Origin of the sequence: Acinetobacter sp. AOR18_HL, from assembly GCF_027855145.1 — a bacterium.
Lineage (GTDB): Bacteria > Pseudomonadota > Gammaproteobacteria > Pseudomonadales > Moraxellaceae > Acinetobacter > Acinetobacter pittii.
In genome coordinates, this window is record NZ_JAKTIG010000031.1 from 294,149 (window position 1) to 309,412 (window position 15,264).

Annotated in this window: 17 protein-coding genes; 8 read left to right on the forward strand and 9 right to left on the reverse strand. The window is 40.5% G+C overall.

Annotation, left to right across the window (positions count from 1 at the left end; translation table 11 throughout):
• From MKL51_RS09540 to MKL51_RS09555, 4 genes are all read right to left on the reverse strand, one after another.
• Complete coding sequence (locus MKL51_RS09540; protein WP_017481597.1) at positions 1-885, reverse strand: triphosphoribosyl-dephospho-CoA synthase; 885 nt, start codon at positions 883-885, stop codon at positions 1-3.
• A complete protein-coding gene (mdcA, locus tag MKL51_RS09545) occupies positions 885-2,564 on the reverse strand; it encodes a malonate decarboxylase subunit alpha (RefSeq protein WP_017481596.1) in 1,680 nt (559 codons plus the stop codon). The genes MKL51_RS09540 and mdcA overlap by 1 nt, the downstream gene beginning before the upstream one ends.
• A 167-nt stretch (positions 2,565-2,731) precedes the next feature.
• The gene (locus tag MKL51_RS09550; RefSeq protein ID WP_017481595.1) at positions 2,732-3,325 is read right to left on the reverse strand and encodes a GNAT family N-acetyltransferase; all 594 of its coding nucleotides are present in this window, start codon (positions 3,323-3,325) and stop codon (positions 2,732-2,734) included.
• Positions 3,326-3,367: 42 nt separating this feature from the next.
• The gene (locus MKL51_RS09555) at positions 3,368-4,003 is read right to left on the reverse strand and encodes an FMN-binding negative transcriptional regulator (protein ID WP_017481594.1); all 636 of its coding nucleotides are present in this window, start codon (positions 4,001-4,003) and stop codon (positions 3,368-3,370) included.
• A gap of 115 nt (positions 4,004-4,118) precedes the next feature.
• Here MKL51_RS09555 and pdxR point away from each other — a divergent pair, with 115 nt between their 5' ends.
• Positions 4,119-5,609 (forward strand): MocR-like pyridoxine biosynthesis transcription factor PdxR, encoded by a 1,491-nt coding sequence (pdxR, locus tag MKL51_RS09560; RefSeq protein ID WP_017481593.1) that lies wholly within the window; start codon positions 4,119-4,121, stop codon positions 5,607-5,609.
• A gap of 7 nt (positions 5,610-5,616) precedes the next feature.
• Here pdxR and MKL51_RS09565 read toward each other — a convergent pair whose 3' ends face one another.
• Positions 5,617-6,306, reverse strand: coding sequence for an LrgB family protein (locus tag MKL51_RS09565; protein ID WP_017481592.1), 690 nt, complete (start codon positions 6,304-6,306; stop codon positions 5,617-5,619).
• Positions 6,307-6,318: 12 nt separating this feature from the next.
• Positions 6,319-6,750, reverse strand: coding sequence for a CidA/LrgA family protein (locus MKL51_RS09570; RefSeq protein ID WP_002114274.1), 432 nt, complete (start codon positions 6,748-6,750; stop codon positions 6,319-6,321).
• 110 nt (positions 6,751-6,860) lie between these two features.
• Here MKL51_RS09570 and MKL51_RS09575 point away from each other — a divergent pair, with 110 nt between their 5' ends.
• The 3 genes from MKL51_RS09575 to yghU all read left to right on the forward strand — a co-directional run bounded on the left by MKL51_RS09575 (position 6,861) and on the right by yghU (position 9,395).
• Positions 6,861-7,766 (forward strand): LysR family transcriptional regulator, encoded by a 906-nt coding sequence (locus MKL51_RS09575; RefSeq protein ID WP_017481591.1) that lies wholly within the window; start codon positions 6,861-6,863, stop codon positions 7,764-7,766.
• A 120-nt stretch (positions 7,767-7,886) separates the two neighbouring features.
• Positions 7,887-8,513 (forward strand): glutathione transferase, encoded by a 627-nt coding sequence (gene yfcF, locus MKL51_RS09580; RefSeq protein WP_017481590.1) that lies wholly within the window; start codon positions 7,887-7,889, stop codon positions 8,511-8,513.
• Positions 8,514-8,546: 33 nt separating this feature from the next.
• A complete protein-coding gene (gene yghU, locus MKL51_RS09585; RefSeq protein ID WP_017481589.1) occupies positions 8,547-9,395 on the forward strand; it encodes a glutathione-dependent disulfide-bond oxidoreductase in 849 nt (282 codons plus the stop codon).
• Between the two features lie 68 nt (positions 9,396-9,463).
• Here the strand turns inward: yghU and MKL51_RS09590 are convergent, their stop codons facing one another.
• Positions 9,464-9,871 (reverse strand): DUF2000 domain-containing protein, encoded by a 408-nt coding sequence (locus MKL51_RS09590; protein WP_017481588.1) that lies wholly within the window; start codon positions 9,869-9,871, stop codon positions 9,464-9,466.
• A gap of 156 nt (positions 9,872-10,027) precedes the next feature.
• Here MKL51_RS09590 and MKL51_RS09595 point away from each other — a divergent pair, with 156 nt between their 5' ends.
• Positions 10,028-10,630, forward strand: a complete 603-nt coding sequence (locus MKL51_RS09595; RefSeq protein ID WP_031945056.1) for a LysE family translocator — start codon at positions 10,028-10,030, stop codon at positions 10,628-10,630.
• 38 nt (positions 10,631-10,668) lie between these two features.
• On the opposite strand, the gene MKL51_RS09600 is transcribed toward MKL51_RS09595, so the two are convergent.
• Positions 10,669-11,487 carry an AraC family transcriptional regulator gene (locus MKL51_RS09600; protein ID WP_017481586.1) on the reverse strand — a complete coding sequence of 273 codons (819 nt, stop codon included), beginning with the start codon at positions 11,485-11,487 and terminating at the stop codon, positions 10,669-10,671.
• Between the two features lie 60 nt (positions 11,488-11,547).
• Complete coding sequence (locus MKL51_RS09605; protein ID WP_017481585.1) at positions 11,548-12,450, reverse strand: LysR family transcriptional regulator; 903 nt, start codon at positions 12,448-12,450, stop codon at positions 11,548-11,550.
• 125 nt (positions 12,451-12,575) lie between these two features.
• Between MKL51_RS09605 and MKL51_RS09610 the strand changes: the two genes are divergently transcribed.
• The 3 genes from MKL51_RS09610 (at position 12,576) to epsC (ending at position 15,021) form a co-directional block, all read left to right on the forward strand.
• On the forward strand, positions 12,576-13,313 hold the full coding sequence (locus MKL51_RS09610; protein ID WP_017481584.1) for an SDR family oxidoreductase: 738 nt from the start codon (positions 12,576-12,578) through the stop codon (positions 13,311-13,313).
• A gap of 238 nt (positions 13,314-13,551) precedes the next feature.
• Entirely contained in the window at positions 13,552-14,061 is a 510-nt protein-coding gene (locus tag MKL51_RS09615; protein ID WP_017481583.1) for a rhodanese-like domain-containing protein, read from the forward strand.
• An 18-nt stretch (positions 14,062-14,079) separates the two neighbouring features.
• On the forward strand, positions 14,080-15,021 hold the full coding sequence (gene epsC / locus MKL51_RS09620; protein WP_080612910.1) for a serine O-acetyltransferase EpsC: 942 nt from the start codon (positions 14,080-14,082) through the stop codon (positions 15,019-15,021).
• Positions 15,022-15,264: the final 243 nt, after the last annotated feature.

A 15,264-nucleotide genomic window follows, 5' to 3' on the forward strand; every position in this document is an offset into this window, starting at 1 on the left:
TCAAAATCCCTTTTTATTTTTTAAAGATGACTGCTGAGCACGATCTATAAACAAGGTTGCTGCCAACAAATCTGCGGCGCCACCAGCGGAAGCTTTCATCCTAAGCAGATCAATCTCTAAAAGATGTAAAGCACGTCGACCTTCCAAGCTTGAGCTACTGCCCAAATCAAGTACTTGCTGAGCACCTTGTTGCATAAGCTTTAAGCCAGATGTTCCAGATCGATAAAGCACACAGGTATCAGTTAGATCAGTCATCATCGCAAGTAAGGCATCTAAACGAGCGAACTCTTCTTTCATTGGTTTACTACGACTTTGATAAAGTTGCTTTAAACCAAAATTCACAATAGTTGGAAAACCTTGTTGAGCCTGTTCTTTGGCTCCTAAGATACCTAATTTTTTCTGTACTTGTTGACCATGACTCAAAGCCTTCTTTGGAATAAAACGATCTTCAAGCTGAGCAATCTGGCCTGCTAACTGACATAGCTCAACAGCCGATAAATATTGCTGAGTCGTGCGCGCCAATGCTGCTGCCGTTACCATTAATCCTAATGCCCAAATTGCACCGCGGTGTGTGTTGACACCATTTGTCGCCAACATCATGGTCTTTTCACCTTGCCGGCCAATTTCACCAATATCTTCACGTAAGGCTAAACAAATCTCACCATGATGTATGGCTGCTTGAGCCATTTCTTCAAACATCGGGCGTAAACTTTTTGCAGAGCGCTCCATTAACTCCAAAGTCAGGTCATTGTGTGCACCACTGCCACGGCGATCTACCAAAGCTGGTTTCGGTGTCAGATTAACTTCATCAATTAACGCTTCGACCGCTAAACTTGCCAAAAGCTGACTTTCGCTAAATGTTTGATATTGAACTTGTGCCATCATTACCAACTCCTGAATTTTGCAGGGGGTTGATATAAACCATCAGACCATGTCACCAAGTCGGCAATATTTTTCGCTGCTAAAAGCTCACGTGTTGCATCGGTGCGGCGGATACCTAAATCTTCAGGGAATACCACCAAGCCTTCGCTTCTTAAGCGTGCTGTTGTTTTAGGGTCTTGAGTTAAACCAATACTGGTCACACCTGCCACAGCAGCAATCATGGCTTGGCGCTCTTCTTGGCTGCTTGCTTTATATAGATAAGCAATGCCTTCTTCCGTGAGTAAATGGGTCACATCATCGCCATAAATCATGATCGGTGCTAAAGGTAGGCCTGCTGTTTTAGCCACATCAATCGCATCAAGGCGATCTACAAAAGTTGGCTTGCCACCCTCTTGGAAGGTTTCCACCATTTGCACCACCAGTTTTTTACCACGTGCCAAATAAGTTTCTGTTTCATTGGCGCCTTGCAAACGCATATCTAACCATGCTGGCGTATCGTGACGACGACCACGCGGATCATGCCCCATATTTGGTGCACCACCGAAACCAGCTAAACGGCCTTTGGTGACAGTCGAAGAATGCCCCATGCCATCAACTTGCAAAGTTGCGCCAATAAATAGATCAACGGCGTACTGACCCGCGAGTTGACACATCATACGATTGGAACGTAAAGCACCATCACGACCTGTAAAGAACACGTCGGGACGAGCTGCAACATATTTTTCCATACCGAGTTCAGTACCAAAACAATGCACGCTTTCAACCCAACCTGTTTCAATCGCTGGAATTAAAGTTGGATGCGGATTCAGTGTCCAGTTTCGGCAAATTTTTCCTTTTAAACCTAAAGACTCACCATAAGTCGGTAAAATCAATTCAATCGCTGCAGTGTTAAAACCAATACCATGGTTTAACGATTGCACATTATGCTTTTCATAAATTCCGCGAATTGCCATCATCGCCATAAGCACATGCACTGGCTTGATGTGTTTGGGGTCACGAGTAAATAACGGTTCGATATAAAATGGCTGATCTGCCACCACCACATAATCCACCCAAGAAGCAGGAATATCGACACGTGGTAACTCCGAGACATCATCAACCAGTTCATTGACCTGAACAATCACAATACCATCACTAAAAGCCGCGGGTTCAATAAGTGCTGGAGAATCTTCTGTACTTGGACCTGTATAGATATTGCCTTGACGGTCTGCCATAAAGCCCGCTGAGAGCACCACATTTGGAATGAGGTCGACCACCAAACGTGAATACAACTCGATATAGGTATGAATGGCACCAATCTCTAATAGTCCATCTTCAATCAACTGACTAATACGTAAACTTTGTGGGCCAGCAAAAGAAAAATCGAGTTTACGCGCAATGCCTTTTTCAAACAGATCAAGATGTTCTGAACGCCCTACGCTTGGCATGATCATATGCAAATCATGCAAAATATCTGGATTGGTTTGAGCCAAAGAGCGCGATAAAAAATCAGCCTGTTTTTGGTTATTCCCTTCGAGTACAACTTTGTCACCCGGTGTAATTAAGGTTTCCAAAACTTTAATAATGTCTTGAGTTGGAATCACCACACCATCGGTATATCGATTTGCCATCTCTAGTTTTAGTTGTTTGGCATGACGCCGCTTTGTCCATAACCGTTCTTTATTCTGAACTGAGCCTTCCATGTGTTTACCTATAGATCGCAGTTTTGTTCTGAATCTATAAAAACGCTTTATGGAGTTTCGATCAATCAACCTAGATGAGTTGTTATTAACTTCAGGTTAATGATTGCCGCAGCTTCTCTCTTCTGACTAAGCCAAAAAAGAGAAAAACAGCTTGCTTAAAATTCCTTTTAGCGCGGTTTGCTCAATAGCCATTCTAGATTTTGACGGACCGCAGGCCACTCATGTTTCAAAATGCTATAAACATGAGTGTCCCGCAAAATATCATCTTTCACAATTTGATGACTTCTTAGCACACCATCGAGTTTTGCACCTAAGCGTACAATCGCGGCTTGACTTTGAACATTTAAAGAAGATGTGCGTAACTCAACAGCAATACAGTTTAAAGTCTCAAATGCATGAGCCAGCAATAGCTTCTTACATTCAGTATTTACAGGCGTACGCTGTGCAGACTTTCGGTACCACGTCGAACCAATTTCTACACGGCGATGTGCTTCTTCAATATGCATTAGTGTTGTCATGCCCAGCGCTCGTCCCGTTTTTTGGTCTTCAATATAAAATGGCAACATAGAGCCGGATTTTTGCAAATCAAGACGTCTTTCAATTTCAGCAGTCATCTGTTCAGGTCTTGGCACACGGGTATACCAAAGATTATAGAGTTCCCCATCGCAAACGGCCTCTTTGAGCGCTTCAGCTTGAGTTACATCTAGCGGCTTTAAAATAACGTGCTCACCCACTAATTCAACAGGTGTAGTCAAAGACATCTTTTTCTCCTCAATTGATATTAAGCTTTTATATTTTCAAAATTATTTATTTAACTCAGCCACACTGTACATGGCATTCGCTATAGTTTGATGACCAGATTTCGATAGGCCATCTGCCGCGCCTAAAATGTCACGGCGTTCTTTGTTTTGCCCAAGTTTTGATTTTCCTTGCAGCTTGGTAATTTCAATCTCAATACCTACAATGGCTTTTAACATCGGTTCAAGATAATCCTTTGGTGCATCGGACATTTTCCATGGTTCAGGTTGAGATGCTTCATGAGTGCGGGTTAAGCGAGCCACTACACCACGAATATAACGCTCATCATCCCGAATTGTCACTTTGCCATAAGCATGCACAACCCTATAGTTCCATGTCGGTACTTGTCTGTGCTGTTCATGTTTAGATGGATACCAGTTTGGTGAAATATAAGCATCGCCTGCTTGGAACACGACAATTACCTCATCTCCACTTTTAATATCCTGCCAAACAGAATTATTTCGTGACACATGCGCATGTAGCACACCCAAGTTCCCTTCGCTTGCCTGTAATTCGAATGGAAGATGATTTGCATCTAAGCCATTACTTCGATGAGTAAAAAGCACTCCAAATGGATGTTCTGCAATAAGAGAATGCAATACATCCAAACTGTTTTCTGCAAAATCATCAGGGATATACATGGCTAAAAACCTCGCTGTAAATATCAGGGCTATTTATATTTTGTATTGTAAATTTTCTGGTTTCTGTGGTTTATTAAAAAGAACCACTTTGTATTTTTTTAAGTAGACCAGAATTATGGCAAGAATGGCAAAAGTTGTGGAACTTCCGTCTATTGCGAAGATTGACAAAAGCCAAGGAAAGATTAGTGCCCAACTGACTCAAGCTTTACGTGAAGCTGTACAAAGTGGTGATTTACAACCCGGCGATCCCTTGCCTTCTTCACGCGAATTGGCTCAAACACTTGGGGTCGCTCGCGGAACCATTATTGAAGCTTACGATCAGCTTTTAGCTGAAGGTGTGTTTGACTCTCAACCACGAACTGGTACTTATGTGTCTCATGCTTTGGTTAAAACATCTGTAATACAACATTCATCAAAAGAAAATAAACCTAACTCGATATCTTTGACCAAATCGGCACGTTCTTATGCCAAAGTGCTTGATGAATTTAAGCCACTTCCTCATGTTCCTTTTGCGGTATCTGTCCCCGTCGGTCGTACTCAACCAAGTGATATCTGGCGTAAATTTGGTAATAAATATAGATCACGAGGTGCAGGTGCTCCCTCGGGTTATGGCGAACCTCAAGGCGTGCTATCACTAAGAGTTACTATAGCCGACTATGTACGCCGATCCCGCTCTGTCCACTGTGAACCTGAACAAATTGTGATTACACCTGGCATCCAGCAATCACTTTATATTTGTAGCCAGATTTTATTTGAAGCAAAAGATGAAGTCTGGATTGAGGATCCGGCTTATCGAGGTACAACAGCCATTTTTGAACATGCTGTACAGAACATTCGCATGGTGCGTGTTCCTGTTGATGAAGAAGGTATTCAGGTTGAAACTGGAATTAAACTTGCAAAACATGCACGTGCTGCTTTTGTGACACCGTCTCACCAATATCCACTTGGCATGCCGATGAGTCTTGCCAGACGCACTGCTTTATTAGCTTGGGCAAAACAGCAAAATGCTTGGATCATTGAAGATGACTATGACAGTGAACTTCGCTATAACGGACAGCCCTTCCCATCTTTGCAAGGTATGGCACCCGACCAAGTCATTTATCTTGGCACTTTCAGTAAAGTCCTATTTCCATCACTTAGACTTGGTTATGCAGTATTGCCTAAAGAGTTAGTAGCTCCTTTTTGTGGACTCAGAGTCTTAATTGATCGACACCCACCTGCTGCCGACCAACACGTTTTGGCTGCTTTTATTCAAGAGGGTTATTTGGAACGGCATATTCGACGGACTCGGAATGTCTATGCAGAAGTCCGTGAATTCATTATTGGCTTGATTGAAAAATACATACCTAAAAAACTGACTTGGTTACAGCCAGGCGATCAAGGCATGCATATGGTGTTATGGCTTGCTCACCATATTAATGACATCGAAGTTGCAAGCTCGGCAGTCGATGCAGGCATTGCCATTAAAGCAATTTCACCGACATTTTCAAAAGAACAACAACGTCCAGGGTTAATTGTTGGCTTAGGCGATTTTGAACCCGAACTAATGAAACAAGCCATCAAAAAACTATCAAAGATTATTCAACAACATGACAAGCCAACTTAAACCAAGTTTACAGTAGCAACCATAGATGAATGGCAAATGGCCCAATCAGTACCATTAAAATACCTGCGATTACCATGGTCAAACTGGCAATTACACCTTCTTCACTATTGCGCTGCTGTGCTCTAACTGTACCAAAACCGTGGGCTGCATTTCCGAAAGCTGCCCCATTTGCTACATTAGAACGGATTTTAGTAATCGCTAAAATTGCATCGCCGCAAATCATACCGACCAAACCAGTAATAACGGTAAATAGTGAAACCAACGCTGCCGAACCGTGAATATCTTCCGCTAAAATCATGGCAAAAGGTGTTGAAATAGAACGTGCCATCAAACTATTGGTGACTTCAGGACTAAAATGGAACCACTGTGCCATTTCGTAGGCAGACATTACGCCTACACTCATACCTACAATAATCGCAATCGAGAGGACCCCGAGGTTTTTACGAATCGTTTCCCGATAACGATAAATCGGCACAGCAAAAGCAACCGTTGCAGGCCCTAATAAATTAACAATCCACTGCGTATCTTCTGAATAAGTTTGGTATGAAATTCCAAAAACCGTCATCAAAATGATGGTGAGTACAGGCACACTAATCGCGGGTGACAACCAAAGTTTTGGATTTTTCTGATAGATCCGCTTTGCTACAACATAGGCTGCCAAAGTCCAGATCAGACAAAGAATTGACCAGATATTCATGTCGTTTGCTCTTTAGATATGCTTATGTTGAAGACGTTTTCTAGCCTGTAAATAAGCTTTCAAACGATTGTAATAGTGAATCGTGAGGCAGGTACTGAGCATGACTGAAATGGTCCCAACCGCAATGCTCAAGACAATTTGCCACCCTTCGGTCATAAACAAGGTTTTATACTGAACTACGGCAACGACTACAGGCACAAAAAACAGTAATAGCTCACCTAAAACCACAGTTGCTCCCATTGCCACCTGATCCATTTTGATAATTTTAAAGAACAGGCATAAAAGTAATAAAAACATACCTAAAATACCTGCCGAGACAGGTACACCGAGCTTTTGATGTAAAAGATACCCGATCCACCAAAATCCAGCCAAAATCAAAATTTGTTTAACTAAAACTAAAAGTGAAGGTTGTTTGGGTGTTCCAGAAGCAGATTCAGTACTCATTTTGCGAAATTAGATGGTTAACTACACTATTATGCTAGCTTGGTTAGACCTGCTAAATATGAATTATTTATGTTAATATTATTCCAAAATGGAATAATCTATTCTTTATTATGCTTTCTCTAAAATCATTACAGTGCTTTGTTACTCTGGTTAAAACTAAAAGTTTTACCCGTACTGCTGAAGAGTTGTATCTGACTCAACCCACTATTAGTAAAATATTACAGCAGCTTGAAGAGCAACTTCAGGTACAGCTTTTGGTTAAACCCGATCATGGCCGTAAAAGACAAATCGAGTTAACTGAAATTGGAGAGCGCATTTATCAACATGCAATCGAGCTTCTTCAGGCAGAACAGAACATCTTTCTTGAAATTGAAAACTACCAACAATTAAAAACAGGAACTTTAAAACTTGGCGTTCCGCCTTTAGGTTCGCAGCTTCTGACGACTGCCCTGTTTGATTATCATCAGCAATTACCAGATATTGAATTGGCTTTTATGGAGGTTGGTTCACGCGGTATTGAGCAAGCTTTGCTTAACAATGAGTTGGACGTTGGCGTTTTATTACAGCCTTTTGATGAGCAAATCTTTAATAGCATTGAGCTATGTAACTACCCTTTAATGGTTCTTTTACGTCGGGATGCCACTTGGGCAATCCGCAAAAAAATAAATCTAGAAGAGCTACAACACCAATCATTTTTAATGTTTCCTGAAAATTTCTCTTTAAACAGTATTATTCTCGATGCCTGTAAGCAGCATGGTTTTTACCCGACCATTGCTTGCCGGACCAGCCAATGGCACCTCTTAGCAGATATGGTATTACAACGAATGGGGATTGCACTTCTCCCACAGTATTATACTGACATGCTTGACCCGACTTTATTTGCAGCAGTGCCACTCGAAAAACCAAATATTCAGTGGCACTTAGTGATGGCTTGGAAAAAGAATCTTCCTGTCTCACCAGCTGTACAGGCGTGGCTTAATATTGTTCGTCAACATTTTCAGCACATTAAGCCCTAACGTTGAACACTGAAATGGCTTAATTCAAAAACCGATAAAGCTTTTCCACAAAAAAGCTACCCAATCTTGGATCAGCTCACTTAGACTAGATTCGATTGTTTTATGACATGGACAATAACAATGAATAATGAACATTTTAAGCTGTACACAGATTCACAATTTCTAAGCCCCTATGCGTTTACAGTTTTTGTAGGGCTACATGAAAAACAAATTCCATTTGAAATAGCGACCATCAACTTAGGCCAGCAAGGCCAGTTTGAAAAATCTTATGTAGCAAAGTCATTAACTGCCAAAGTGCCTGTACTTGAACATAACGATTTTGCCTTATCAGAATCTTCTGCCATTTTGGAATATTTAGAAGAGCTTTATCCAAACACAGCTATTTATCCGAAAGATATTCAAGCACGCGCAAGAGCAAGACAAATTCAGGCATGGCTCCGATCGGACTTAGTTGCACTAAGAACTGAGCGTCCAACCGATGTTATTTTTATTCAACCCAAGTCAACTCCACTTTCAGAAGAAGGCGAAAAAGCTGCGGAGAAACTGTTCTTTGTTGCAGAAAAACTTCTCGCGCCTGATGCCGAATTTATTTTTGGTTCATGGAGCATTGTGGATGCTGAACTTGCCCTAATGTTGCAACGCCTTATTCAAAATGGTGATGCTGTACCAGAACGTTTAAAAAACTATGCATTACAGCAATGGCAACGTCCGACCGTAAAAAAATGGCTTGCCTTGCGACATAAATAAATCCTTATATTTACACCAAACACGAGATAGAAAATGAGTGATTCAAACTATATTCCTCCACAAGTTTGGCAATGGACTGGAGAAAAAACCGATTTAAATCAACCTACCTCAGGTGCGCGTTACGAGCATACACTTCCCGTCGGTAAACATCCGCTCCAGCTCTACTCTTTAGCAACGCCTAATGGCCAAAAAGTCACTATTTTGCTAGAAGAACTTTTAGCATTAGGACATCAAGATGCTGAATATGATGCATGGCTGATTAAAATCGGTGAAGGTCAGCAATTTGGCAGTGGCTTTGTGGAAATTAATCCAAACTCTAAAATTCCAGCATTGGTTGACCATAGCCAAAACCCGCCATTAAGAGTGTTTGAGTCTGGCTCAATTTTGCTTTACTTGGCTGAAAAATTTAAGGCTTTCATTCCAACTGATATTGCTGCACGTACTGAATGCCTTAATTGGTTATTTTGGCAAATGGGCAGCGCGCCTTACCTAGGTGGTGGTTTTGGGCATTTTTATGCCTACGCCCCTGTCAAAATTGAATATGCAATTAACCGCTTTGCCTTGGAAACAAAACGCTTACTTGATGTCTTAGATAAGCATCTAGCAAAAAACGAATATTTGGCTGGTTCTGAATATAGCATCGCTGATATTGCAGCATTCCCTTGGTATGGTGGTCTTGTTAAAAACTGGGTGTATAACGGTGCGGAGTTTTTAGGTGTCGATCAATATAAAAATGTTCAGCGCTGGGCAGATGCGATTCTAGCGCGCCCTGCGGTACAACGTGGCCGTATGGTCAACCGTACCTTTGGTGATTTAGCCACACAGTTGCATGAACGCCATGATGCCAGCGATTTTGAGACCAAGACGCAAGATAAAGTTTAATTATCATTTTTTAAATAAAACCCACTTTTGCTCAAAAAGTGGGTTTTATCATTCTTCCAATAAAAATCTTATTGATGCAAAGAAAGTCCTTTAATTGCCTTATCAACTGCCTTTTTAGGTCCTCTTAATGCTAGCCCAACCAAATTTAATTGATTCGCATCTTCGGCCAAAAATACAGCTCGATTATCCTCATCATTGCCTGTAGAAAACATAGCATGTACATAGGGAATTATCGTTAAATCTTGCTCAATTGCTTTCCTATGCGCTTTTTGTAGACCAGATAAATCCCCCTCAAATACCAACATCGGTTGCCCTAGCATGTTGCCATACTCATAGCCATTTGAATCGATATAAGGTTTCCCCAGCATTTCAGGTACAGCAGAGGCAATCCCCGTTGCCAAAAAAGCCACCACATTTAATCTCTGCCACGTCGCAAGATCATTACGGACAATCAGCGCAATTTTTGTGTCAAACATAAATCTCTTTCCTGAATCGTTTATTTTAGACCGCTCATCATGACTCACTCAGATTTTTCTCGTCTTGTACGTTTGTGCAGGAGCCATCACAAACGTACAAGACCATAAATTTGCGAGTCACTATGCTGGGTTGTTTTTTGTTTCAGTAGATACGTTATGGAAATCTTTTTTTATACCTTGAGTGTGATGTATAGCCCCGGTCCAGTAAATTTTATGGGGCTAAACGCTGGGCTTACCGGACAATTCAAAAGAACAATTTATTTTTTTATGGGTGTCGGTTGTGCAATGCTGATGTTATTCATGATTTTTGGATATATCGGCGCCGCGATCATTCCACAAAATGCCTTGCACTATATTGCTTTATTTGGTGCATGTTATACGTTTTACCTTTCATATCAAATGTTAAAGTCAGATATCGATCTGAATAATGAGGCCACTGAAGTTCAGGTGCTTTCGTTCTGGAATGGTTTTTGGATACAAGCTTTAAACCCCAAAGGGATTTTAGTCATTTTGCCTGTTACAACCATTATGTACCCTACTGCACATATCATTGGCGTTCAAATATTCTTCGTATCATTGCTCATTTCACTGGGTGCAGCTGGCGCGCCCTGCCTTTACTCTTGGGCAGGTGCTGTGTTAGGTAAAAAAATTAAAAATAAAATCTGGTTTAATCGTATAAACCGAGCCATGGGATTGATGCTAATCATTTCCGGCATATTTATGCTTTATGATTTTTTGAAAGGTATGCATCTAATTTAAGATAAAGTCTATGTCAGCCTAAACAGGCTAGCTTTTGTTTATGAAGAGAGCTTATTGATCATCCGCCATCTGGCTGGAGTCAATCCAAATGCTTTTAAAAAATGACGTGTCATGTGGCTTTGATCAAAAAATCCTGCAATCAATGAAGCTTGAGTTAAGGACTCTCCATACATCAAACAGGACTTCACAACTTCCAGCCTACGCATAGTCATATATCGATGTGGACTTGTACCAAACAGTAGTCGAAAATCGCGTGAAAGACTCCAGCGGTCTCGTCCCACATTTTTTTCAATATCATCTAAAGAGATATTTTCATATAAAGAGGCATGTATAAATTCTCTAGCTCGCTCCGCTGCAACATAGTCATAAGCATGTGAGGTACGCTGATTATTACCAGAAATTTCGTAAAGTGTGGTTGCCAGATCATATAAAGCATCTTGTTTTTCTAACGGATCAATATACTGGTCCATCCCCTGTAATAAAACATCAGTTGCTTTAAATAAACGGGGATCCTGACTCAAGCCATTTTCAAAAAATGGTAAAGGTTTACCCTTCATAATTTTCTGTAGTGTTGCAGGTTCTACGTACACCATCCGATATCTAAAACCGTCTCGACTACCTGACTCGCCATCATGTTTTTCATCAGGATGCAAAACCATCGTCATACCTGGCAAGCTATGTTTCATCTCTCCACGATAATGAAAGCTTTGAACACCTGTTAATGTTCGACCAATTGCAAAAGTATCGTGGCGATGCGACTCATAAGCATGATCGGTAAAAAAGGCTTCAATTCGTTCGAGACTGTTAGGGTCAGAATTTCTGACGATCCAATCATTTGCATTAGGTAATTCAATCACATATTCACCAGAATTTTATATGTGCTAGAGAGCATTCTACCTATACGTTATACGCTATGGTTATTTTGAAAAATACCCCGTATATAACTCACTCAGCCAAGCAACAAAAACTCGTACGCGTGGCGAGAGCTGCCGATGCTGCGGATATAAAGCAGAAACTGACATCTTCGGGATTTCCCACTCAGATAAAACGTCAACCAGTCGCCCGTCTTTTAACTCATTTGCCACATGGTAGCGCGGGACCTGAATTAAACCTGCCCCACGTAAAGCAGATAATACATAGTTTTCAGCGTCATTTACCGCGATCCAGCTTTTTAAAAAATAATCTTGTTTTTTACCGTTCACCATCAATTCAAATGGATAATTCCGTCCACCTGATGTCGAAAAGAAATTAACACAATAATGTGATAACAAATCCTCTGGTTGCTGTGGCATTCCATGTTTATTTAAATAGTCAGGACTTGCACAAATCACTTGTGGCATATCCACCAAATGTCTAGCAATTAAAGTGGAATCATCCAAACGCCCCGCTCTCACCACACAGTCTATCCCTTCCCTAATCAGATCAACCAAGCGATCCCCCGTACTGATTACTAGTTCAATGTCGGGGTACAACTCGTGAAATTGATCGATATTGGGTAAAACAATTTTAGTCGCATGTGCGCCTGATAAATCGACTCGTAATAAACCACGGGGCTGAGCAATTACATTGCGTAAAGATGATTCTGCATCATCAAGTTCCGATAATATTTGTGTGCAGCGTTCATAAAATGCCTGTCCATCTAGTGATGGTCTTACATGCCGAGTCGTCCGTTCTAGCAAACGGCACTGTAAATTACTCTCTAACTCCTTAATGGCATTACTTGCAGTAGCACGTGGGATATTTAGCTGATCGGCTGCCTGACTAAAGCTACCTAGCTCTACGATGCGGGTAAAAAGTTGCAAGGTATCAAATTTATCCATAGTGCTCGCTTTTAACTCTGCCAATTATTAATTTATATGGAATTATCTTATCCAATTCTGATGATTTATCCCATATTTCTATATTATTAAAATAAGCCATACTTACTCAAACAGGCAATCTAAAAATGAATATTTCAAGAAAAACAGCTCTGGTTACTGGCGCATCACGTGGTATTGGTCGTGCTATTGCTGAACGCTTAGCACAAGATGGCTTTTATGTCATTGTTAACTATGCTGGCAATAAGGTTCATGCCCAAGCAACTGTAGATCATATTATTGAGCAAGGTGGTCAAGCCTCAGCTATTAAAGCGGACGTTGCAAATGAACATGAGGTGAGCCGTTTATTTCAAGAGGCAAAGGCCATTAATGGTCAATTAGACGTTGTGGTTCATAGTGCCGGTATTATGCCTATGGCAAAAATTACACCTGAAAGCCTGCCAGATTTCGATAAAGTGATTCATACTAATTTACGTGGCTCGTTTTTAATATTGGCGCATGCGGCCGAAACAGTGCCAGATGGTAGTCGGATTATTGCGCTTTCAACCAGTGTAATTGCCAAATCTTTTCCGGCATATGGTCCTTATCTTGCTTCAAAAGCAGGTGTCGAAGGTTTGGTACATGTGTTAGCAAATGAGTTACGCGGACGGAATATTACTGTAAATGCCGTTGCGCCCGGCCCGACAGGTACTGACCTTTTTTATAATAGGAAAACTGACGAGCAAGTGGAAGCTATTGCAAAACTTGCTCCATTGGAAAGAATCGGGACACCTGACGAAATTGCTGGCGTAGTTGCCATGCTGGCTAGTCCAGATGGACGTTGGGTAAATTCACAAGTCATTCGAGTAAATGGTGGATTTGCTTAATTTTTAAAACCGTGTGGATTATTTTAATTCACACGGTTTTTTACTAACTATTAAAATTTCTTAAATCTATTTTATTTTAATAAGTTTATAAGATTAACTAATACTATTTTTATAAAAATATCCCTCATTCTTATTTATCAAAATAATATATATAAATAGATATTCCTTATTTTTGCTTATATTTAAAAACGCGTAAATTGAACCTTAACAATCTGAATCAAAGATAAGGATATATTCAATGAACGCTAAATTAAATACTGAAACTCCACAAAGTTTTATCTCAAATGGTTCAAATACATCCTTTTCGGCCGAAGATATTCTTGCTAAAGCACAGCAATATGCACAAGAACACGAACTAAATTTTAATGGCAGTTTATCACCTGTTGACGCATGGCAACTCGTACAACAAGGAGAAGCTGTTTTAGTTGATGTGCGTACCAATGAAGAACGCAAATTTGTGGGTTATGTCCCTGAAAGTATCCATGTTGCATGGGCAACAGGCACGTCATTTAATCGTAATCCACGCTTTTTAAAAGAACTTGAATCAAAAGTTGGTAAAGATAAAACCATTCTTTTGTTATGCCGTAGTGGCAACCGTTCAGCACAAGCTGCCGAAGCCGCATTTAATGCTGGTTTTGAGCACATTTATAACGTTCTTGAAGGCTTCGAAGGCGATCTAAATGATCAGCAACAGCGTAATCAAAAAAATGGCTGGCGCATCCATCAACTTCCTTGGCAACAAGACTAATATTTTAATCAATTTTCAGTGAATCAAGGAAAGCTTGTGACTCAATGGAACATTAATGCTGTTGTACAAGGTTTGCAACAAGCAAGGCATGACTGGCGTCAGCAGCAACACAGGACCAAAGAATTTGGGGGCCGTGAACTTCCATCTAAAGAAGTGTTAAAAGCTATTTTAGATGACCTGTGCGGAATTTTATTTCCAATGCGTTTAGGCCCTGCTGACTTACGTCAAGAAACTGAAGATTCTTATATTGCCTATACTTTAAATCGGGTACTCACAGCCTTACATGCTCAAGTACAACTGGCTTTAAATTATGAAGCAAAACGTCATTTGAGTCATTCGAACGCAGTCCAACAGCCAGAAGAACTTGCTCAAAATATTGTGCAGGATTTTGCCAACACCTTACCCTCTATACGACGTCTTTTAGACGGCGATGTGCGTGCTGCTTATGAAGGCGATCCGGCGGCGCATAGTGTGGATGAGGTATTACTTTGCTATCCGGGCATATTTGCGATTATTCATCATCGAATAGCGCATCAACTGTATGCCCAAGTGCCTTTATTGTCGCGCATTATTTCCGAGTTGGCGCATTCTGCAACTGGTATTGATATTCATCCGGGTGCAAAAATCGGTAAAGGATTTTTCATTGATCATGGTACAGGTGTGGTGATTGGTGAAACTAGCGTTATTGGAGAGCGTGTTCGTATTTATCAGGCCGTAACACTGGGGGCAAAACGATTTGAAACGAATGATGATGGTGGTTTGAAAAAAGACTATACACGCCATCCAATTGTTGAAGATGACGTGGTGATCTATGCAGGTGCCACTATTTTAGGCCGTATTACGATTGGTCGAGGGTCTATTATTGGGGGAAATGTCTGGCTTACACATAGTATTCCCGCAGGAAGCCAGATTTTACAGTCACCACTGGAGGCTTATCAAAAAAATCCAGAATTTAAATAAATCGTATTCACAATTTTATATATAAGAGTTTCAACCAATATATTAAAAACATGAATTTGGTATATATAAATCAGTTTATTACTTATTTATATTAAATTTTCATAAATATATGCTTATTAATAATAAGTGACCTGTATTCATTTATTTATACCTTATTCATATTTTGAAAATCGAATATTTAATTCTAATCTGTTAACACGATAATTTAAAAATTTAACATTTTATAACCAAGCCACTGTAATA